This is a genomic window from Flavobacterium sp. 9 (assembly GCF_002754195.1).
Taxonomy (GTDB): Bacteria; Bacteroidota; Bacteroidia; order Flavobacteriales; family Flavobacteriaceae; genus Flavobacterium.
This window is the reverse complement of sequence record NZ_PEEU01000001.1, coordinates 4,409,992-4,431,661: the sequence shown is the minus strand read 5'-3', so window position 1 is coordinate 4,431,661 and position 21,670 is coordinate 4,409,992. Positions and strand designations below refer to the sequence as shown.

Sequence of the window (21,670 nt, the reverse complement as noted above, 5' to 3'; positions counted from 1 at the left end):
TGTTAAAAATTTAAATTAAAACCTAACGTAATTACTCTTGATGGAATATACCTGTTTTGAGTTGTTCCGTTAAAAGTTTGAGTTGGATCCATTCCCTGACGCTTAGTAAACAGTAATAAATTTTCGCCGTTCATATACAACGTTGCATTGTCAATAGCTAATTTGGATATTAAATCGGAAGGCAATTTATAAGACAGATTAATTTGTCTTAGTGATAAATAATCAGAGTTCATTAACCATCTGTCCGAAGCGGCAGAAGATTGCGTATTTCTAGTCACATCTAAGCGAGGTACATCAGTAATATCTCCAGGTTTCTGCCACCTGTCAAGAATATCTGTACTTAAAGCAGATCCATAATTATTACCCGTATGCATTAAAGAAGCATAATTTGAGTCATACGTTTTACCACCTAGTTGATAAGAAAACATAATATCTAACTGAAGCCCTTTAATATTTAAATGTATTTCCAAAAGACCCAAATAAATCCGGTATTGCAGAACCTGCATAATGATAAAGTGCTTTGTTTTGATCTGTTGTTACATTTACTCCATTTACAACTCTTTGAGTACTATCTCCTGCAACAATTAAATTTGGATCTGCGACATAAAGTGCATATCCATCAGCTGGATCTACACCATACCAATCTCTTAACCAATAATCGTAAATCGAACTGCCCACTGTTAATTTCTTAGTCCCATCGATAATTTCTTTCTGTGGCAACTTTGTAATTTTATTACTAATCGTTGAGGCATTTACATTTAAACTCCATGAAAAATCATTTGTTTTAAGGATTACACCATCTAAAGTAATCTCAAAACCTTTATTTACCATTGATCCAATATTTTCAACTCTATAATCTAAACCTGAGGATAATGCATTGGGCACATCAAAAATAAGTCCATCAGTATTTCGATTATAATACTCAATACTTCCCTTAAGTCTATTCTTAAACAAGCCAAACTCAACTGCAACATCTTTTTGAGTGTTAACCTCCCATTTTAAATCTGTCGCTGCTGAACCATATATTATGACACCGCCTTCACCACCGTTATCGTTACCTAATTTATAAGTAGATTGACCTATATAATAATTTAAACCATTCGTTATTGTACCATCCTCGTCTCTATCTGAAGCTATATGCGAATCATTCCCAACCTGCCCCATTGATGCCCTAAGTTTCAAATCATTTACCCATGAAACATCACTAAGAAAATTTTCTTTAGAAACGATCCAAGCGCCACTAAAAGACCAAAAATTACCCCACTGGTTATCTTTCGCAAATTTTGACGATGAATCTCTGCGTAACGATGCCGAAAAAATATATTTATCCATATAATCATATCCAACTCTTGAAAAATAAGACTCAGTTGAATAATTTCTTGTGATAGATTCTAAAGTAGTAACCGTTGCATAATTGATAAATTCTATATTATCCGGCGCAACCTGTCCTGTCTTTACACCTGCAGTCCAATTTCTTTCATAATCAAAACTTTCGTGACCTAGCAATGCAGTAACAGAATGATTCCCTATTTTTTTTGAATAATTTAATAATTGGTTATAGGTAACCCCCGTAAATATCCTATCCTCTTTACTCATTAATCCTGTAGGAGATCCATCGCCTATAAGAGTATTGTATGAATAAGTTCTATTAGAATAAGTCTTATCAATAGAAGCATTAGTTGTGAATTTGAAATCCTTTAAAAAACTTATTTCAAAAAAAGTTCTTCCTGAAAGAGCTAATCCCTTTTTAACATCTGTATTATTTAATGTTTCATATACTATATTTCGACCATTAGACGCTCCCGAACCTCGAAGAGTTGAATATACCCTTTCACCATTATCATCCAGCACATAATCTCCATTTTCTGTATGATCAAAAACAGGGTAAATTGGCCCCATATATCTTATCGTTCTAAAGGGATTATTGAAAGAATTTGTATTAGCTACTCCATCTGTTCCTAATTTAGAATTCGTTAAAGTCCCCGAAATGTTTACTCCGGTTTTAAACCAGTTATTTAGACTTGTATTCAAATTCAAACGTCCTGTTGTTCTTTCAAAACCAGTATTTCGAATATATCCCTCTTCATTCAGATGTCCTAAAGAAGCAAAATAATTAGATTTCTCTGATTTACCCTGATAAGAAAAATCTACATTCTGACGAACACCGGCACGTTCTAATTGTTTTTCCCAGTCTAAATCTTGGGGATACAATAATTGTGCATTAGGATTTAATTTTCCGTCAGTACCTACAACACTACCAATTGGAACATTAAACGGATTTGTAACCAATACTGTTCCCACTCTGCCAGATGCATAAATATTAGCTGCATCAATTTGTGCTTGTGTAGCCATAGGTCGGCTATTTCTTATGGCTTCCCATTCTAAAGGATAGTATTGATACGCATCGACCCTTTTATAATCTTTTATCGATCTTGAAGTCATGCCCGTACTTACATTCAACGAAAATTTATCCTTGTTCGATTTTCCTGTTTTTGTAGTAATAATAATTACGCCATTTGCCGCTTTTGAACCATAAAGTGATGTCGAAGAAGCGTCTTTTAAAACTGTCAAACTCTCAATATCATTTGAATTTATATTACTGATATCTCCTGCAAATGGTACTCCATCCACAACATATAATGGCGTATTTGAACCATTCACAGAACTAAATCCACGTATTCTTACTTCTGGCGCTGATCCTGGCTGACCTGCAGAACTTTGAACCTGAACTCCTGAAGTACTTCCTTCTAAAACTGAAAGCGCATTTGTTAAAGGTCTATTTTCAAGTTGCTCAGATTTAATTTGAGTAGCAGAACCTGTGTATGAAGATTTTTTAGCTTTACCATAAGCCACAACAACAACTTCATCCAATTCTTTTCCATCCTCTTTTAGCTTAGTATTTACTGTAGATGAAGCGCCAATTGTGACAACAGCATCCTGCATTCCCATATAAGAGAATACTAAGATATCGCCCGTTTTTGCTTTCACGGCATATTTACCATCTAAATCTGTTTGAGCACTACTTTTTGTGCCTTTTACAGTAACGTTCGCGCCTGGAATTGGTCCACTATTATCTGAAACAATTCCAGAAATCATTCTTTCCTGTGCAAAAGAAAATTGCATCATAATCAAGGCCAAGAATGTTAAAAGACATGTAAATTTCAATCTCATCTTAAGTTATTTTTTGGTTAATTAGTTAACAAAAATGAAATTAATTTCTTACAATAACAATTATACAGGTGTTAAATATTATAATTTTTCTTACTTTTTGAATTAAAAATAGGCAATAGTCTACAAAAACAAATTCTAAAACACAGTAAGTCTGAAGTTTATAGAATTTACTTACGTTTAAAAAAATAGTATGATTTTTTTTTAAAAGAGTAGAAATACATCCCATTATCATTATTTGATTGACTTCTATTTCTGTTTTTTAGAAAAAAAAATCTAATATTTGCCTTTTAAAATTTGAAAAATGCTTGCAAAAAATTTCTCTGGATTTGTTTTAGAAACTGGAACTGATGAAGCTGGTCGTGGTTGTTTGGCCGGACCGGTAACTGCTGCCGCAATAATTCTACCGGCAGATTTTGAGCATGAAATTTTAAATGACAGTAAGCAATTGTCCGAGAAAACAAGAGCATCTTTAAAACCAATTCTTGAAGAACACGCCGTTTCCTTTGCTGTAACACATTTATTTCCTGCCGAAATTGACGAAATAAACATTCTAAATGCTTCGATGAAAGGAATGCAGGAATGCATTTTAAAATTAAATCAGGTTCCTGAATATATTATTGTCGATGGAAATCGTTCTTTAAACGCAAAATTGGGTTTAAAGAATACGACAGGTAAACAATTTTCGAAAGCCGAAATAGAACTATTGAAATCTATTCCTAACCAAAGCATTATAAAAGGTGACGCCAAGTTTTTGAGTATTGCGGCTGCATCTGTTCTCGCAAAGACATATCGTGACGAATATATGGATCAAATCCACGAAGAATTCCCGATGTATAACTGGAAAAAAAACAAAGGTTATCCCACTAAAGAACATCGTGAAGCTATTAAAAAATATGGTCCAACAAAATACCACCGAATGAGTTTCAGGCTTTTGCCAGATCAATTAGAGTTTGAGTTTTAAACAAAAAAGAGAAAGGCTTATCAAATCTGATAAGCCTTTCTCTTTTTATATTCTATTATCCAAAATCGGTTGGATTAAAACTTTATTTTTTACTTTTTAAGAATTCAGCAAATTGTTTTGTGTCAAAATAAAACGGTCTGATTGCCGTAATTTTTCCGTTTTTTAAATCGAAATGTTCCGAAATTGGCATTGAAAGGAATTTACCGGATTTCTTTGCTTTGCATTTTATGGTGAAATAAATAATTACTTCATTTTTAGTAGCATCACTAAAATAAACGGGTTCTTTTTCTATTTCCAAATCAAAAAACTCACTTGATTTTGCATACATTTTAGTCCATTCAGTAAAACCTGTATAAGTTCCGCCATAAGGCAATCCTTCGGCTTGACTGTAAACTGCACCTTCTTCGACTAAAGCAGAAATTGCAGTTAGATTTCTGGTTTTAAAAAGACCTTCAAAATATTGTGCTACAACTTTAAAATTATCTGTTTCCAGATTTTTTAAAATTTCCGCCTCAGTCAATGTAACTTCTGAATCCCAAAAACTTATAATTTTACTCACTTGGCCTTTCCCGTTTAATCTCGCAAAATCACGACCGCCCATTATAAGTTTGTTTTTTGAGTCCAGAATCTTCCAGCCCCAACTTACATAATTGTCTTTTACAACTTTTTTATCTGAAGTTAATACTGCATCCGGATATTTTTTGTAAAACTCATTTATAACATTATTTAGTGCAACCGAACCTTTGATAGATGCCGATGGATCCTCAAAAGTACTGTCGTCCAGCCAAATTGTTTTTATTAATTTTAATCGGGCATCGCTATTGCGCTCCTGCCATACTTTTTCATAAACTGCAATTGGATTTAATTTATCTTTCTTTTGAGCAAAAAGACTATTAAGCATAAAAAGGAAGCATAGAAAGTAGATTTTTCTCATAAGTATTGAAATTAGAATTGGTTAAAGCTTTTATTAAAGTATAAAACCAAATTTAGCACAAAAACATCAGAAAAACTACCGTAATTACTATCAATTCAAAATTTCGCCTGTGAATTTAAAAGTCATTTTAATCTGGTTTTCCCAAACTTCAATACTTTCTGCAGAAGCTCTGTCTGCTTTATCAAAATAAAAATGCTTTTGAATTTCCAATCCGCAGTAAGTAAAGATTCCGGTATCAGACGTTAATGCCAGTGCTTTATCCATTCCCATTGCTTCATATTCTGCATTCGCTTTTCCATGCGAATTGATGATGATTGCTTTCTTTCCTGTTAACAATCCTTTTTGAACGCCCTGATCGTATCGATAAGCAAATCCATAACTAAAAACACGATCAATAAAACCTTTCATAATCGCCGGCATTCCCGTCCACCAAATCGGATAAATAAAAATAACCTGATCTGCCCAAGTAATAAAATCCTGTTCTGTTTTTATCTCGTCTGCGACTTTTCCCATTCTTTGTCCCTGCATATCTTCCAGAGATAAAACCGGATTAAAATTGATTTCATTCAAATCACGAACGATAACTTCTTCTCCTTTTTTTTCTAAACTTTCAACAACAGTTTGTTTGAAGAAATGATTTAAACTTGCTGAATTTGGATGCGCATAAATAATTAAATTTTTCATGTTTTCTATTTTTAAAGATTGAACATGACAAATGTAGAATGCAAGCTTCGAGAAGAATTGTAAGAAAACGAAATCTGTAGTAAACAGCAGTCCCGAAGCCCAATGTCATTAAATTAAGCTTTTAAAAATAAAATTATTACAAATCAAATCCGTTTTTATCCGCGTTTTTACGAAGTAAATCTGTTTTATCCGCGTCAAAATTAGACGCTGATTTTACTGATTCGCTAAAGCGAAAACGCTGATAAAAACGGATTTTCTAATTATTTTCTTGATTAAAATTCAGTGATTTTATAGATTCCTTTTAACTTTAATGACATTGCCCGAAGCCTCGGAATTAAAAACCTGTCAGGTTTAATAGTGATTAATAAGAAGTAGAGGTTGTCAAATCTTTCCAGTTTGCCAAATCTGTTTTCACAATTTCTATTTTACTATTTGCCATATCGTAGGCATCTTGTCCTAAAAATAAATGAAGCGGCGGATTTTTTTCATTGCTAATCTGAATCAAAGCATCGACCGCTTTTTCAGGATCTCCGGGTTGATTTCCGTTAATTTCATTTTGATGTGCCAATACAGACTGACGAGCTTCTTCATAATCCGCAATTGGATTTTTAGGCAATCCCATAGAACCTTCAGATAAAAAGCTCGTTCTGAAATATCCAGGATAAACCAAAGTCACATTTACGCCAAAAGCCTTAGCTTCTGCCTGCAAACCTTCAGTCAAACCAGAAACGGCAAATTTTGTCGAACAATAAATTCCCCAACCCGGAAAACCACCGTGATATCCGCCAATTGACGAAATATTAAAGAAATGTCCTGATCTGTTTGTTCTGAAATGAGGCATTGTATTTCGAATCACATTCAATAAACCAAATACATTTACATCAAAATTACGTCTTGATTCTTCGTCTGAAAGTTCTTCCAAAGTTCCAATTTGTCCGTAACCGGCATTATTTACCACCACATCAATCGTTTTAAAATGATTGATCGTATTTTGAACTGCTTCCTGAACACTGCTTTCAGTCACAATATCCATTGTAATAGGCAAAAACTGATCTGATGTTGTGCCAATTTCAGTAATTAATGCGTTTACATCTCTTGAAGTTGCAGCAACTTTATATCCGTTTGCCAATAATTTTTTAACCAAAGTTAATCCCAACCCTTTTGAGGCTCCAGTCACGAACCATACTTTATTTGTATCCATTTTTTTGCTTTTAATTAGTTTGTAAAACTTGTTGAATTTGTAATCGTTTCCCATTGCTTAAATTCTTTTTCTAAATATTGAATTTTAGCATTGGCACGTTGATAAGCGTCATTTCCCAGTAAAAGATGTAATGGAGGTTCCGGCAATGCGACAATTGCAATCATTGCAGAAGCGGCTTTTTCAGGATCGCCAATTTGTTCTCCATCCATTTTTAAATATCTGGCATGAGAATTTCTAACCTCTTCATATTCTGAGATTGTGTTTTGAGGTAATGTAAGTGAATCAGGCTTAAGAAAATTAGTTCGGAATGCGCCCGGTGCAACAACCGTAACTTTGATTCCAAAAGATTTTACATCTTCTGCCAATACTTCAGATAAGCCAATCACCGCAGCTTTTGATGCTGAATAAACTGCCCATCCTGTTGCTCCGGTAAATCCTGCAATCGAAGAAATATTGATGATATGACCTGATTTTTGCAATCGCAAATAAGGCATCACATTTCTAATAACATTTAAGGTTCCAAAAATATTTACATCAAAACTTGCACGTGTTTCGTCGTCATTTAATTCTTCGATGCTTCCGCCAATGCCATATCCTGCGTTATTTATGACAACATCAATTCTGTTGAATTTTTTCACGGCCTGAGAGATCGCTTTTTCAACGTCTTTATCATCTTTAAGATCAACAGCCAACGGAAGGAAGTTTTCCGAATCAGAATTGGTTACTTTAATAAGATCATCAATATTTCTTGATGTTGCAACCACATATTGACCCGCTTTTAATAATTGATTTACTAAACTCAAGCCCAAACCTTTTGAAGCTCCGGTTATAAACCATACTTTTTTAGTATCCATATTATAGTGTTTTAATTAGGATACAAAAGTATGACGCTAACGGCTGCTTGCGCTAACGAGATTCAAACCATAAATTACAAAAATCAAACAGTTCTAAATTGTCGTGGCGTAATTTGAATGTTTTTCTTAAAGAAGTTATTGAAATGTGTTGGCTCTTCAAATCCCAAACTATATGCGATTTCAGAGATATTCCAATCGGTGTGTTTTAAAAGAATTTTTGCTTCCTGCAAAATGCGTTCAGCAATAATCTCCGAAGTTGTTTTTTGAGTCGTTTCTTTCAGAGCTCTATTAAGATGATTGACATGAATAGTCAATTGATCTGCAAAATCTGCCGCAGAACGTAATCCGAAACGTTGTCTTGAATTTTCAATAGGAAATTGTCTTTCCAGTAATTCCAGAAACAAAGAAGATATTCTACTTGAAGCATTAGAATGCTGAGTAACAGAAATATTAGCCGGCTGCATTTTCATTGCACTATGAATCAAGTCAAAAACTAAATTGCGCAATACATCATATTTATAAGTATAATCAGAATTAATTTCTGTCATCATTTGCTTAAAAATACCTTTGATTCTTTCTACTTGTTCATCATCAATAGCAAAAACAGGAGATCCGTTTGGTTTAAAAACCGGATATTCCTTTAAATTTCCAAATTGATGAAAAAAAGCTTCGGTAAACACACAAAAAAATCCCGATTGCTGTTCGTCTAATTGTTCCCAATTATAAGGTATTTGCGGATTGGCGAAGAAAAGCGCCTGTTTTTCAATCTCTACAACTTTGTCAGCATAATGCACTTTGTTCTTCCCGACGATCAAACTTATCTTAAAATAATCTCTTCGGCTATATGGAATAGGTTTTGCGCTGCAACCCACAAAATCATCCAATACAAAAACATTAAAATGTCCGATTTCTTTTTTGAGATTATCGGGCATAAAAAGGAGTTTTTTACGATAAAAATCTTCTATAGTTTCTAGTTTGTCCATTTTGCAAAGTTACAAAATTCAAACAATCTATTCTGATTTAGAACTGCAAATATCGTTTTGGAATTTTAGGAATTTGGTTGGAGAAATATTCATGTAATATTTAAAATCATGAATCAATTGGCTTTGATCATAATAACCACATTGCTCTACAACGGAAAGCCAATCTGTTTTAGAATCATTCATAATATCTTTCTGAATAACTTCTACAGCTTTTAAAAACCTTTCGTAGCGATTGATTTCTTTAATCGTATATCCAAAAAACTTCTTTTGATTCAATTGAATATTCCGTTCTGATTGATTAGTTTGCGAAGCAATTGCTTTTATCGGATTTAAATTCTCTTCTCTAAAATCCGCCAAAAGCGTTGTCAAAGCATTTTGCTCTTTCAAGTAAGGTTTGCAAAATTCCAGGATATAATCGACACGTTCTTTTGTATCTGATAAAAGATTAAGTTCTTCCCATAAAACCGAAAAGCAATTCTCTGCAAGTAGAGCATCCGGATGAATTGGCAATGCATGCGTTAGAAGCGCATTCCCGAAGAATCTATAAAAAGCATCTTCTTTAAAATTGGCAACTAATATCTCTGAATTAGGTTCTAAAGTATAATCGAACGCTTGTTTTATAGGTCCTAAAACAATGCATTTTTCAACTTCGAGAGTCCTATTTTTCTCTGATCTTAAAGATGATTTTGTTCCGAAATTAAAAACAAGAATCGTTTGAAAACTGGGTAATAAAGTTTTCGTTACCGGAAATGCCGTTTTATTTTCGGCAAAATAAAAATGAGAAAAAACAGTTTCAAATGCTGAAGGAACAGCAATTCTAAAATTGTTATTTTCTTCAGCATTTTTCATACTATTAAATTCGTTGAGTATAATTTATATTAACACATAGAAACATAGCTTTTGAGAACTTAAAAAGTAGGCGTTTCACTTTTTTAAAATTCACATAGTGCGCTATGTGTTAGAAACCTGTTTCTTTTCATCTTCTTTTAGATAAAGAAAAATCTATGTTTCTATGTGTTAAATGTTTTTTTCGTGACCACACGAATTGGTATACTTTTTATATTTTAGAAGCTTTATGAAATAAATTCTGCTTCAAACAATTGAGTCAAATGTTTTACGATTTTGGCCTTTACCTCTTCTTCGTCAACTTTTTCTACACCAAGTTCTACTTGCAAAGATGTAACACCTTTTCCGCGAATTCCACACGGAATAATATTATCAAAGTATCCTAAATCTACGTTTACATTCAATGCAAATCCGTGCATGGTTACCCATCTTGAAGCACGTACGCCAAGCGCACAAATTTTACGTGCAAACGGAGTTCCAACATCCAGCCAAACGCCAGTTTCGCCATCACTACGTCCGCATTTTAAGCCATATTCTTCTAAAGTCAGAATAATAGCTTCTTCAAGAAAACGCAAATACTTATGAATATCTGTAAAGAAATTTTCTAAATCTAAAATCGGATAGCCTACAATTTGTCCGGGTCCGTGATACGTAATATCTCCGCCACGATTGATTTTATAGAAAGTAGCACCTTTTGCTTCAAGCTGCTTTTCGTTTAATAATAAGTTCTCAAAATCGCCACTTTTACCCAAAGTATAAACATGTGGGTGTTCTACAAATAGTAAATAATTTGGCGTTGGCAAATCAAGTTCTTCTCTTCTGTTTTTGATTTTTAAGTCGACTATATCTTTAAAAAGTTCTTCCTGATATTCCCAGGTCGATTTATAATCTTTACTTCCTAAATCCTGAAGTTGAATTTTTTTGTTCATTTTAATTATTTTTCAAACTCAACTTCGAAGTTGAGCTTGTCAGGATTCTCCATATAATCCGTGAAAGGGTATTGAATTGTAATTGATTTTCGATCATCGCTAAACAAAGCATTTGGGTTTGATACCTTTTTGATTCGCTTAGGAAAATGATATTTTATAATGTAGTTTGACGAAGCAAAAATCATCTTGGACATATCTGCCGCAGAATCTTTTGCTTTTGCAGCCAATTTTTCTTTATCGATTACTGCTTTACGCGTAAATTTCTTTCCGTCGTATGTATAGCTTAATTTACTGTTATTATCTCCTAATCCTTTTGCCAGAGGTGTTGCACTATTTGCTCCGCCTTCTAATTTTTGAAGCGCGCTCATAGCTTGCAATGCATCTTGTAACTCATTTACATTTTTAAAATCAGTCGAAAGCGTCATTAAAAACTCTTTTTTCTCAGCGTTCATTTTGGTATTTACTACAAAATTCTCCAGTTTTTTAAGTTCCTTTTGAGCTTCGGGAGATAATTTTGCAATACTATCTTTTTTCTGTTCAAATAATTGTTTGAAGGTAAAAGTAGAATCTATATTTTTTTTAGCGTCGGCTCCCATTTGATCGCCTAACTGATCACCAGCCATTGCCATTAGTGACGAACCGTCCATGTCTATAGAAAACTTTCCGGTTCCGTTATCGTTTACATAAATATTTTCGGTTAAGGTGCAACTTGTTAATGTTGCTAATAAAAAACAAAAACTAAGTAATTTATATAATTTCATATGGTTAATTTTTCATCAAAGATACGAAGACTATTTTTATTTATTTAGTCGTGGATTTGTTTAATTGTTTATGTGAAAATTAACCACGGATTTGACGGATTTAAACAGATTTGCACTGATTTTTTATTTTTGAATTGACTGATCTTTGTCAAAGTTTAAAACTTTGACAAAGATTATCATGAAATAATCTGCGTTCAATCCGTTTAAATCCGTCAGATCCGTGGCTAATAAATTTCCTCCAAAACCACTTCTAAACTTGTCATTTCCGGATTTTGTAAACAGTCTGAAAGTTGAAATTCTAAGGTTAATGATTTTTTATCGGGACTAATAATTGCCTTTTGGTTTGAAACTGATTTTATTTTCTTGGGGAAATGATATCGTAAAACATAAGATTGCGTCAGTTTTAAAGAAGCATATTTAGGATCTGCATTTGCAAATTGATTTTTTGTTTTTTGAAGTTCCTCTTCATTTGTGACAGAAACCGATCGCTTAAAAACTGTTCCGTCAAAATGATATTCTATTTTATAATAATGATTTTCGGCAGTTAATGCATAATTGTTTTTAATGTCATTTACATAATCTTCGGTCTTATACAAATCCGGAATTTCCGAAACTTTATTAAAGTTAAAGGACATTACGGTTCTGAATTCTTTTTCGAAAGAGCTATTTTTTATATGCACTTTTACATTCGAATATTTTTGAAATAATTGCTGTTCAACAGGCGTATATTTCACAAATGTCTCGTTGTACTTCTTGATATAATCCTGAAAAACATAGGTTGTATCTTTAAAAACATCTTCGTGCGCGTATTGATCTCCTGCCAATTGCATATAACTATTTTCATTTCGAAGCTGAACAACTTCAACAATTCCGGTTCCGTCTGGATTGATTTGGATGGTTTCGGTAATTTGGCAACTTGTCAGGATAAGAAGAATTATTAAGGCTGATATGGATTTCATTTTTTTTGAGAAGGTTCTTTTTATAAGGTTCTAAGGTTCTGAGAAGCTAAGATACTGAGGTTTTTATTTAGTTTCGTGCATTTTTAACGCATTATTGTCAGGCTGAGCGAAGTCGAAGCCACACCTGAAATTCCGCAATAAAAATCGCCAATCTTTGTCGAGCTACTCGTGTGGCTTCGACTTCGCTCAGCCTGACAATGCTTTACAAAACGATCTAAACACACCAACTAAAAGGTCTTTTAAAAACTAAAACTTCACGAATAGCCCCGATAGAAGCGGTATCCTTTTTTGCTTTTTTCGGCAAAAAAGATACAAGTGGATAGCGGGACAAAAGGGTATTGAAAGCCTGAAATTTGTGCTTCAAAAAATCTAAAAACTGCATTCTGAAATCTACATTCTTTTCTTTATCTTTGCACACTTAAAAAAGAGCACAAAATGGCATTATCAGAACAAGAAATCATTAGAAGAGAGAAACTTCAAAACTTACGCAACTTAGGAATCAATCCTTACCCAGCTAATCTTTTTCCTGTAAATCACACTTCGAAGCAGATTAAGGAATCTTTTGAAGAAGGTAAGAAGGTTATTGTTGCCGGACGTTTGATGAGTATCAGAGATCAAGGAAAAGCTTGTTTTGCTGAATTGCAGGATAGCGAAGGGCGTATACAATTGTACGTGAATCGCGATGTTTTGTGTGAAGGTGATGATAAAACTTTGTACAACACGGTTTTTAAAAAATTAACTGATTTAGGTGACTTTGTTGGTATTGAAGGTGAATTATTCACGACGCAAGTTGGCGCGAAATGTATTCGTGTTAGCGGTTTTACTTTCTTGAGTAAAACACTTCGTCCGCTTCCTTTACCAAGAGTTGATACAGACGGAAACGTTCACGACGCTTTTACAGATGCTGAATTGCGTTACAGAATGCGTTATGTAGATTTAACGGTTAATCCGCATGTGAAAGAAAACTTCATTAAGCGTACAAAATTGTTTACGGCTATGCGTAACTATTTTAATGATGCTGGTTATCTTGAAGTTGAAACTCCGGTTTTACAATCAATTGCTGGTGGAGCTTCGGCAAGACCTTTTATCACGCACCATAATTCACTTGACATTCCGCTTTACATGCGTATTGCAAACGAATTGTATTTGAAAAGATTAATTGTTGGTGGTTTTGAAGGTGTTTATGAATTCTCGAAAAACTTTAGAAATGAAGGTATGGACAGAACACATAATCCTGAATTTACCGCAATGGAAATATATGTAGCCTACAAAGACTACAACTGGATGATGGAATTTGCTGAAGGTTTGCTTGAGCATTGTGCAATTGCTGTAAACGGAACTAGTAAAGTTACTTTTGGTGAACACCAAATTAATTTTAAAGCGCCTTATGCTCGTGTTACAATGACGGATTCTATCAAACATTTTACTGGTTTTGATATCTCAGGTAAAACTGAAGAAGAATTGTTTGAAGCAGCAAGAGGAATGGGAATCGACGTTGATAAAACAATGGGGAAAGGAAAATTGATTGATGAGATTTTTGGCGCTAAATGCGAAGGAAACTATATTCAGCCAACTTTCATTACTGATTATCCAAAAGAAATGTCTCCTTTATGTAAAGAACACCGCGATAATCCAGATCTTACAGAGCGTTTTGAATTAATGGTTTGTGGTAAAGAAATCGCAAATGCTTATTCTGAATTAAACGATCCAATTGATCAACGTGAGCGTTTTGAAGATCAAATGCGTCTTTCTGAAAAAGGTGATGATGAAGCTAACGGAATCATCGATGAAGATTTCTTAAGAGCACTTGAATATGGTATGCCTCCAACTTCTGGAATGGGAATTGGTATGGACCGTTTGATTATGTACTTAACAAACAATGCATCGATTCAGGAAGTTTTATTGTTCCCACAAATGCGTCCGGAGAAAAAACAAGCTCAAATTGAATTGTCTGACGAAGAGAAATTTATCCTGGATTTATTGAAAGGAAATGAAAATAAAATGGATCTTCAGCAATTGAAAATTACTGCAAATTTAAGCGGTAAAAAATGGGATGCGTCTATGAAAAATCTATCTAAACACGGTTTGACTAAAGTTGCCGTTGAAGGTGAGTTTAAATTTGTGGAATTAGTAGAGTAAATTCCTTAGAAATAATACTAAACTTAAAAAGGAGCTTTTATTGAAGCTCCTTTTTCTTATATAAATATTTTCCTTAATTTTGAAAACATGGAAAGAGCAAAACTTATTGTTAAAAATTTCGGGCCTCTAAAAGATATTGATATCGAAATTAGAGAAATGGTTACTTTTATTGGAGCTCAGGCTTCAGGAAAAAGTACTTTGGCAAAATTGATTTCTATATTTGAAGATGATGATTTTAGAAGGATTTCAGAAGCAACTTTTGAAGCAGAATTACGCAAATACAATATTTATTCGTACTTAAATGAAAACACATTTATTCAATATAAGAATAGTGAAAGTGTTTACCCTTTTACATTAAGGTTTTCATCTAATAAATTTGAAAAACAAACTATCACAAATATAATAGAGCTTTTTAAAGGTATTAAAAATGAAGATCATGATATAATTAAAGATAAGACAATTGAAAACTTCAAATTTTTAATAGAAGGAAGTATTAAACACTCTCAATTTTATGATGTTAATTTTGAAACAAAAATTCTTAATCTTTTTCCAGAAAAAAAACAGAAAACTAAATTTATAAACTATTATTTTAATCCCGAAAATGAACAATTCTTTGAAGAACATTTAACAGATGAAATTTTAGATATATTATGTAAAGAAAAAAAGTTCGAGAATTATTTACAACTTTACGAAGCTTTAGTGAATTCTTTTTCAAATATATTCATATATGATTCGATATATATTCCCACAGAAAGAAATATCTTAGACATTATCTCTACAAATGTCTTAGGATTAATCAATAATAATATTCAAATTCCAAAGTATTTATTAAATAGTGGTCAAGAATATGAAAAAGCTATTCAAACAATAAAAGAATTACCATTAAATATAATTGACAAAAAAATAAAATACAAAAGAGAAGGAAAATCTTCTTACATATATCATAACGAAACAGAAAAAGTGGATTTATTAGAATCTGCATCAGGACTACAATCGATAATTCCAATTTTACTTTTAGTAGAATATTCAAAATCATTGAAAGAAAAATATAATTTCAATTTTGTAGTTGAAGAACCTGAATTAAACTTATATCCAAAAGCTCAACATGAATTAATTAAATATTTGGTTAAAAATTGTTTGTTTGATAGGAAAAATTTAATTCTCACTACTCATAGTCCTTTTATTTTAGCTTCTTTAAATAATTTACTATTAGCTTATGATAAAGGCAAAAAAAATCCAAAAGAAGTAAACAAAATCATAAAGAAAGAGTCTTGGCTAAATCCTAAAAACTTCATTGCATACGAATTGAAAAACGGGAAAGCAAAGAAAATAATGAATGATAAATTAGGACAAATTTCGGAAAATATGATTGATGGTGTTTCTGATGCTTTTGCAAATGAATTTGATAAATTGCTTGATTTATGATTTTACATCTTAAAGAAGCATTTCCTGGAATCGAATCAAACTGTTTGAAAACAATTTCTGACAAACATACATTTGTTTTTGAAGCTGAAAACGTTTTACTTGTATCATCAAAAGAATCTTGGCATTTACACATTGAAAACAAATTAAATACTGATTTCTATTTCATACAGAATGACAATTGCGTTATGAAAACAGTAAAAGGTGGTCAATGTGATTATGTTATTTGTAATAATCAGGAAGTGTTCTTCACTGAAGTCAAAGTTGCCAAAGGAAATCAAGCAAATCATAGAAAAGATGCATATTTGCAGTTGGAAAATACATTTAAACATTATTCAAAATTAATAAATTTTAAACCTTACAGCTTGAATGCTGTAGTTTGCTTTCCGAGTAGAAGAAGAATCGTAAAAGCAAGTGCTTCAACAAAAAGAAAAGAATTCAAAGATTCATATAAATTAAATCTTATTGAAGGAAACTATATTTCTTTCGAATAATTTCAAACCCGACAGGTTTTAAAAATCTGTCGGGTTTCTTATTTTTAAAAAATACTTATCTTGATTGAAAAAATTAAGACCAGAATCAGACTCTTTAACTAAATAACTCAAATACAACGACTTAATTCATAAAAGTTATTTTACAGTAAAATATATTGACAATTACTGATATAGTGCAAACAAATAAAATAATATTGGGTTAATATTGAATATAGAATTGGTTCAATTTTCGCATTTTTTTTAGCAAACAAATTACTACATTTGAAAAAAAATAGACTTTATATAAAGTCTATTTTTTTTTTATCCAAAACCCATTTAACTAACATTTTTCAACCAATACTTTAAATGAAAATTAGAAAAATAGAACCTAACGGAGACCTAACTTCAACAAACGACAACAAAAGAAATCGCTACAAATTTGCTTTCATTGCTATTATTGTTCTCTCGGCTGCATCATTTTTGGGATTTAAATATTTCAAAACTGAAAGTAAGACTATTTGTTTAGGCACAGACACCAAAATCTATGATGCCTACAAAGACGCAGTTGTGCTTGTAAAACATAGATATGGTTATTTTGCTAAAATTAATGGAAAAGAATTTCAACTTTCTGTTGAGGACGCTAAAGAAGTAACAATTTTCGGAACTGGCTTTTTCGTAGATACAAACGGAGACATGGTAACCAACAAACATGTTTTACAGCCTTGGAATTCATCAGAGGAAGAGAGCGATAAAACAAATACTACGATACGAAATCTAAGAATGAAGATTGGTTCTATTCTTACTAAAGATGTTACTGAAGATCAATATGAAAGTTTTATCGACAACAACTGGACACATGCATCAGTGTCGTATGACGAAGGTGAAGGAGAAGAAGGAGATTATGAAGAATCAAGCGAAGAAACCAGCGAACCAGCGGGTGAAGAATTTGTTAGTTCTAATGAAACAACAGCAGATACATCAACGGTATCAACTGATATTGCAGCATCTATTCCGGTAAAAGAATATGTTTCTATAGATGAAATTGAGGTATACGTAAAAACCATAGACGTTCAAGTAGCTCTTCATGATTCTGATAATGAATGGCTTAATTGTGAGATTAAAAAAGTTTCAGAAGAAGCTGATATTGATTTAGGTATTTTACAGCTAGCCGATCATAAAACTCCATCAAGCGTTGTAACTGTAATCGATCTTGATAATGCAATCGACGATGATAAATCATTAGTTCCAGGCCAAAAAGCAATAATGGTAGGATATCCGTTAGGAATGGATTTGGCACAGACAAATTCAGGGATAAAAGTGCAGCTTTATAATGGTCAAATAAGTAAAGAATCAGACGGTAATAAAATTCAATACAGCATAACTTCTACACATGGCGCCAGTGGCGCACCGGTTTTTAATGAATGTGGTCAATTGATTGCAATTAATTTCAGTGGAGTCGATCAGGTTCAGGGTATAAATTTTGGAATAGTAGCGAAGCATGTTCACGCTCTTTAATTTGAAAAGGTCCAAAAAAATAAAAACTTTTAAAACTAATCGGTTTTTCACATTTCAAATCAAATAAAAAATCACACTTATTAATTAATTCAAGTTGCTAGTTTAGAGGTAATAAAAAAACAAAGCACAGGTTCAGTAAATTTGTTTTGCGAACCAATAAACCTTACCCATGCTTTGTAAAGACAAAATTATATCAATTTTTTGTTTAATAGATGATATTTTACAAGGAATTAATCATCCCGAAGATGTAAGAAGACATGTAAGTGACAGCGAAATTATCCTGACGGCAATTGTTTCTTCAACAAGCTTTTATGGCAATCACTGCTCAGCCATTAAGTTTATGAAAGAATATGGATTTATTCCAAAGATGCTTGATAAGAGCAGATTCAACAGGCGTTTACATAAAGTTGGCAGACTTCTATATGAATTATTTGAGATCATAAGTTCCTATTTTAAAGATTTCTGTTGTGAGATGTAATACATTATAGATTCATTTCCCGTAGCAGTTTGTAAAAACATGAGGATTACAAACTCTAAGATTCTTAAAGGCAAAAAGTACAGAGGTTATACAGCAAGTATGAGAAACTATTTTTATGGGGTAAAAGTTCAGTTATTGACAACTAAAAATGGAATACCGATAGCGTTTCATTTCACGCCAGGTAAAACAGCTGACATAAAAGCTTTAGGAAAAATGATGGATAAGCTGCCTGCTGAAGCATCGATTTATGGAGATAGTGCTTATACTGATTACGGTTTAGAAGATTTTGCCCTAATGAAAAAATGTGTTTTATTAAAAATTCAAGGAAAGTCAAATGCTAAACGAACAGATACAATAGAGCAAAAAAATGAAAAGTTAAAAATGAGAAAAAGAGTAGAAACAACAATAAGCGATATAAAAAAAATGTTTCCAAGAACTATACATGCAGTAACATTAGAAGGTTTTTTTGATAAAACTGACATTGTTTGTATTTGGACTCCAATTAAATAAAGCAATCAACTAGCAACTTGAATTAATTATGAATAAAATTTTTAATATCTGTGCACTATTATTCTTTAGTGCCGTTTTTTCACAGATTCCAACTCTGGATGTCGAAAATCAGAAAAAAAATTCAGTAATACTGCAGGAAGTAAAAATTGAAACCAAAATTTTAGGAAATCTTGCATCAACTACAGCAACTTATATATTTGACAATCCTGGTGACAGAATTTTAGAAGGAAATTTTACACTTCCTTTACCGGAAGGAGTAACTATAAGCGGTTATGCTTTAGATATCAACGGAAGCTTAAGAGAGGCCGTTCCAGTTCCAAAAGAACGAGCTAAAGAAGTATTTGAAAGCATTGAAAAAAGAAATATAGATCCGGGTATTATTGAAAAAGTAGCCGGAAATAATTTTAAAACCAGGATTTATCCAATTACGGCCAGAGGCATCAGGTCTATTAGGATTACATACAATCAGGAATTAAAAAATTCGGCAACGGATTATCTGTATTTTTTAAGTTTTGCTAATGCAGTTAATATTCCAAAATTTAATCTTAAAGTTTTGGTTAATGAAAGTCTGACAACTCCTAAAATAACGGAAAATCCAGACGGAAGTTTTGCTTTTCAGAAACAAGGAAATCAATGGATTGCTGAAATAAATAAAGCGAATTTTAGGCCTAATGAAAGTCTTAAAATAAGTATTCCAAAAGTAAGCGAATCTTCAAGCGTACTTATTCAAAAAGCTTCTGACGATAAGTCTTATTTTGCTGCAAGTGTTTCGATGAATTTTCCCGTAAAAGAAAAAGCAAAATCTCAAAAAATTGCTATTATTTGGGACAACTCATTCAGCGGATCAAAAAGAGATCATCAAAAAGAGCTTGACTTTCTTAATGCTTATTTTTTAGAGAATAAGAATATCGGAGTGTCTTTTGTTCTTTTAAATAATACTCTCGAAAAAACAGAAGAATTTACTATATCCGGAGGAAACTGGAGTGCATTAAAAGACAGAATTCTTAATCTGAAATATGATGGAGGAACTGATTTTAGTGCTTTAAAAGAAATTCCGCAAATAGACGAATATCTTTTATTTTCTGACGGAATTTCAAATTTTGGTGATTTAACTTTAAAATTCAAAAAACCGCTCAATAGTATAACAAGCACGCCAACTTCAGATTTTAATATGCTTAAGCTTTTGGCTTTACAATCAGGAGGAAATTTCATCAATCTTAACGAATTAGACACTCAATCTGCTCTAAAAACTTTGAATAGACTTCCTATTATGTTTTTAGGTTTTAAAGAAAGTAATACGATTCAGGAGTTGTTTCCTAATATTGGAACTGCCGTAAATGAACCTGTAAATATATTTGGAATTTCATCTCCAAATTTGGGCAAACTTACTGCTGTTTTTTCTGTAGGGAATAAGAAATTTGAAGTTCCAGTAGATTTTACTAACGCAGTAAAAGTAGACAATTGGCCAATTGCACAATTTTGGGCACAACGAAAAATTAATGATCTTGAACTTAATTCAACCCAAAATAGCGATGAAATCAGAAATCTGAGTGAACAGTTTGGAGTGGTAAGTAAAAACACCAGCCTTATAGTATTGGATGATGTTAATGATTATGTACGTTTTGGGATTACTCCTCCGCAGGAATTATTACCAGAATACAACAAAATTGTTTCGCAAAATAAAAGACAAATTTTAGAGCAAAGAAAAACTCTTCTATCTAAAGCTTTTGATAAAACACGTGAACTGACAACATGGTGGAATAGCGAATTCAAGCCTTCAGAAAAAAAACAGTATCCAACAATATCCAAGCAATTGAAAAGTGAATCATCACCAGTTTCAAGTGCTTCAAATGCAGAAGAAAGCTACTCTACAGCTGATAAAGCAAAATCAACAGGTAAAATAACGTTGGTAGATGTAGAGAGTAATCAAGAGTATATGAAAGATTTTCAGACTTTACAGTCACCGGAATTGATTTACCAAAAATATCTTGAAAATCGTCCTAAATATGAAAAACAAGTAACCTATTATTTTGATGTTTCTAAATTACTTTTCAAAAAAGGTGATAAAGTACTTTCTCTAAAGGTTTTAAGCACATTAGCTGAGCTTGATTTGGAAAATGAAGAATTATACAAAACGATATCTTATCTATTGAAACAGAGAGGTAATTATGAAAAAGAATTGTGGATTACTCAAAAGATTCTAGAATGGAGACCATTCGATGCTCAAAGCCATAGAGATTATGCACTTGCTTTGGTTGACAATAAAAAACCTCAAGAAGCTCTTAATGTCTATAAATCTATGCTTTATCAGGAATATACCGATGAAATTTCGGTTAGAGATAACGGTATTGAAGAGATTTTGATTATGGAAATCAATAATATTTTGAGCCAAAACAAAAATGTTGATGCAAGCAAAGTAGATGATCGTCTAAAAGCAAATCTGCCAGTAGACATCCGCATTGTTATTAATTGGAATAAAGACAATACAGATATTGATCTTTGGGTTACTGATCCAAGAGGAGAAGACTGCTCCTACTCACACCGATCTACAGAAATTGGAGGAAGATTAAGCAACGATTTCACTCAGGGTTTTGGTCCTGAACAGTTTTTACTGAAAAAAGCAATCAAAGGGAAATATAAAATTAAAACTAATTTCTTTGGCGAGAGACAGAATATTCTTTCCGGCCCAACAACAGTAATGGCAGAAGTATACTTGTATTATTCTGATGGAAGACAAGAGCGAAAAATTGCAGTTTTCCAAAGTCAGAAAGAAAACAAACGTGAAAGTGACAGTAAAATTCTCATTGGAGAATTTGAATTTTAGAAAATTCTAAAATTAATTTATATAGC

18 protein-coding genes are annotated in these 21,670 nt (G+C 32.4%); 7 read left to right on the top strand and 11 right to left on the bottom strand.

What is annotated here, in order from left to right:
- Positions 1-2: 2 nt before the first annotated feature.
- Complete coding sequence (locus tag CLU81_RS18380; protein WP_099711137.1) at positions 3-470, bottom strand: hypothetical protein; 468 nt, start codon at positions 468-470, stop codon at positions 3-5.
- Positions 448-3,171 carry a SusC/RagA family TonB-linked outer membrane protein gene (locus CLU81_RS18375; RefSeq protein ID WP_099711136.1) on the bottom strand — a complete coding sequence of 908 codons (2,724 nt, stop codon included), beginning with the start codon at positions 3,169-3,171 and terminating at the stop codon, positions 448-450. The genes CLU81_RS18380 and CLU81_RS18375 overlap by 23 nt, the downstream gene beginning before the upstream one ends.
- A gap of 301 nt (positions 3,172-3,472) precedes the next feature.
- Between CLU81_RS18375 and CLU81_RS18370 the strand changes: the two genes are divergently transcribed.
- Positions 3,473-4,132 carry a ribonuclease HII gene (locus CLU81_RS18370; RefSeq protein WP_099711135.1) on the top strand — a complete coding sequence of 220 codons (660 nt, stop codon included), beginning with the start codon at positions 3,473-3,475 and terminating at the stop codon, positions 4,130-4,132.
- Between the two features lie 82 nt (positions 4,133-4,214).
- Here the strand turns inward: CLU81_RS18370 and CLU81_RS18365 are convergent, their stop codons facing one another.
- The 9 genes from CLU81_RS18365 to CLU81_RS18325 form a co-directional block, all read right to left on the bottom strand.
- Entirely contained in the window at positions 4,215-5,066 is an 852-nt protein-coding gene (locus tag CLU81_RS18365; RefSeq protein ID WP_144444526.1) for a nuclear transport factor 2 family protein, read from the bottom strand.
- Positions 5,067-5,156: 90 nt separating this feature from the next.
- Positions 5,157-5,750, bottom strand: coding sequence for an NAD(P)H-dependent oxidoreductase (locus CLU81_RS18360; RefSeq protein ID WP_099711133.1), 594 nt, complete (start codon positions 5,748-5,750; stop codon positions 5,157-5,159).
- 361 nt (positions 5,751-6,111) lie between these two features.
- The gene (locus CLU81_RS18355) at positions 6,112-6,951 is read right to left on the bottom strand and encodes an SDR family NAD(P)-dependent oxidoreductase (protein ID WP_099712804.1); all 840 of its coding nucleotides are present in this window, start codon (positions 6,949-6,951) and stop codon (positions 6,112-6,114) included.
- 14 nt (positions 6,952-6,965) lie between these two features.
- Positions 6,966-7,805, bottom strand: a complete 840-nt coding sequence (locus CLU81_RS18350) for an oxidoreductase (RefSeq protein ID WP_099711132.1) — start codon at positions 7,803-7,805, stop codon at positions 6,966-6,968.
- A gap of 83 nt (positions 7,806-7,888) precedes the next feature.
- Positions 7,889-8,788, bottom strand: coding sequence for an AraC family transcriptional regulator (locus CLU81_RS18345; protein WP_099711131.1), 900 nt, complete (start codon positions 8,786-8,788; stop codon positions 7,889-7,891).
- Positions 8,789-8,815: 27 nt separating this feature from the next.
- Positions 8,816-9,637 (bottom strand): AraC family transcriptional regulator, encoded by an 822-nt coding sequence (locus CLU81_RS18340; RefSeq protein WP_099711130.1) that lies wholly within the window; start codon positions 9,635-9,637, stop codon positions 8,816-8,818.
- 224 nt (positions 9,638-9,861) lie between these two features.
- Positions 9,862-10,563, bottom strand: a complete 702-nt coding sequence (lipB, locus tag CLU81_RS18335; RefSeq protein ID WP_099711129.1) for a lipoyl(octanoyl) transferase LipB — start codon at positions 10,561-10,563, stop codon at positions 9,862-9,864.
- A 5-nt stretch (positions 10,564-10,568) separates the two neighbouring features.
- Complete coding sequence (locus CLU81_RS18330) at positions 10,569-11,324, bottom strand: hypothetical protein (RefSeq protein WP_099711128.1); 756 nt, start codon at positions 11,322-11,324, stop codon at positions 10,569-10,571.
- Between the two features lie 224 nt (positions 11,325-11,548).
- The gene (locus tag CLU81_RS18325; RefSeq protein ID WP_099711127.1) at positions 11,549-12,283 is read right to left on the bottom strand and encodes a hypothetical protein; all 735 of its coding nucleotides are present in this window, start codon (positions 12,281-12,283) and stop codon (positions 11,549-11,551) included.
- A gap of 435 nt (positions 12,284-12,718) precedes the next feature.
- Between CLU81_RS18325 and lysS the strand changes: the two genes are divergently transcribed.
- The 6 genes from lysS to CLU81_RS18290 all read left to right on the top strand — a co-directional run bounded on the left by lysS (position 12,719) and on the right by CLU81_RS18290 (position 21,644).
- Positions 12,719-14,422, top strand: coding sequence for a lysine--tRNA ligase (gene lysS / locus CLU81_RS18315; protein WP_099711125.1), 1,704 nt, complete (start codon positions 12,719-12,721; stop codon positions 14,420-14,422).
- Positions 14,423-14,509: 87 nt separating this feature from the next.
- Positions 14,510-15,847, top strand: coding sequence for an AAA family ATPase (locus tag CLU81_RS18310; RefSeq protein ID WP_099711124.1), 1,338 nt, complete (start codon positions 14,510-14,512; stop codon positions 15,845-15,847).
- Positions 15,844-16,338 (top strand): hypothetical protein, encoded by a 495-nt coding sequence (locus CLU81_RS18305; protein WP_099711123.1) that lies wholly within the window; start codon positions 15,844-15,846, stop codon positions 16,336-16,338. The genes CLU81_RS18310 and CLU81_RS18305 overlap by 4 nt, the downstream gene beginning before the upstream one ends.
- 345 nt (positions 16,339-16,683) lie before the next feature.
- A complete protein-coding gene (locus tag CLU81_RS18300) occupies positions 16,684-17,832 on the top strand; it encodes a serine protease (protein WP_099711122.1) in 1,149 nt (382 codons plus the stop codon).
- A gap of 517 nt (positions 17,833-18,349) precedes the next feature.
- Complete coding sequence (locus CLU81_RS27150; RefSeq protein ID WP_233209640.1) at positions 18,350-18,820, top strand: transposase; 471 nt, start codon at positions 18,350-18,352, stop codon at positions 18,818-18,820.
- A 28-nt stretch (positions 18,821-18,848) separates the two neighbouring features.
- Positions 18,849-21,644, top strand: coding sequence for a VIT domain-containing protein (locus CLU81_RS18290; protein ID WP_099711121.1), 2,796 nt, complete (start codon positions 18,849-18,851; stop codon positions 21,642-21,644).
- Positions 21,645-21,670 lie beyond the last annotated feature (26 nt).

Bases quoted from the DNA above. Each gene is read 5' to 3' on its own strand.
- CLU81_RS18375 (WP_099711136.1), bottom strand. From the start codon at position 3,171: ATGAGATTGAAATTTACATGTCTTTTAACATTCTTGGCCTTGATTATG.
- CLU81_RS18370 (WP_099711135.1), top strand. From the start codon at position 3,473: ATGCTTGCAAAAAATTTCTCTGGATTTGTTTTAGAAACTGGAACTGAT.
- CLU81_RS18365 (WP_144444526.1), bottom strand. From the start codon at position 5,066: ATGAGAAAAATCTACTTTCTATGCTTCCTTTTTATGCTTAATAGTCTT.
- CLU81_RS18360 (WP_099711133.1), bottom strand. From the start codon at position 5,750: ATGAAAAATTTAATTATTTATGCGCATCCAAATTCAGCAAGTTTAAAT.
- CLU81_RS18355 (WP_099712804.1), bottom strand. From the start codon at position 6,951: ATGGATACAAATAAAGTATGGTTCGTGACTGGAGCCTCAAAAGGGTTG.
- CLU81_RS18350 (WP_099711132.1), bottom strand. From the start codon at position 7,805: ATGGATACTAAAAAAGTATGGTTTATAACCGGAGCTTCAAAAGGTTTG.
- CLU81_RS18345 (WP_099711131.1), bottom strand. From the start codon at position 8,788: ATGGACAAACTAGAAACTATAGAAGATTTTTATCGTAAAAAACTCCTT.
- CLU81_RS18340 (WP_099711130.1), bottom strand. From the start codon at position 9,637: ATGAAAAATGCTGAAGAAAATAACAATTTTAGAATTGCTGTTCCTTCA.
- lipB (WP_099711129.1), bottom strand. From the start codon at position 10,563: ATGAACAAAAAAATTCAACTTCAGGATTTAGGAAGTAAAGATTATAAA.
- CLU81_RS18330 (WP_099711128.1), bottom strand. From the start codon at position 11,324: ATGAAATTATATAAATTACTTAGTTTTTGTTTTTTATTAGCAACATTA.
- CLU81_RS18325 (WP_099711127.1), bottom strand. From the start codon at position 12,283: ATGAAATCCATATCAGCCTTAATAATTCTTCTTATCCTGACAAGTTGC.
- lysS (WP_099711125.1), top strand. From the start codon at position 12,719: ATGGCATTATCAGAACAAGAAATCATTAGAAGAGAGAAACTTCAAAAC.
- CLU81_RS18310 (WP_099711124.1), top strand. From the start codon at position 14,510: ATGGAAAGAGCAAAACTTATTGTTAAAAATTTCGGGCCTCTAAAAGAT.
- CLU81_RS18305 (WP_099711123.1), top strand. From the start codon at position 15,844: ATGATTTTACATCTTAAAGAAGCATTTCCTGGAATCGAATCAAACTGT.
- CLU81_RS18300 (WP_099711122.1), top strand. From the start codon at position 16,684: ATGAAAATTAGAAAAATAGAACCTAACGGAGACCTAACTTCAACAAAC.
- CLU81_RS27150 (WP_233209640.1), top strand. From the start codon at position 18,350: ATGAGGATTACAAACTCTAAGATTCTTAAAGGCAAAAAGTACAGAGGT.
- CLU81_RS18290 (WP_099711121.1), top strand. From the start codon at position 18,849: ATGAATAAAATTTTTAATATCTGTGCACTATTATTCTTTAGTGCCGTT.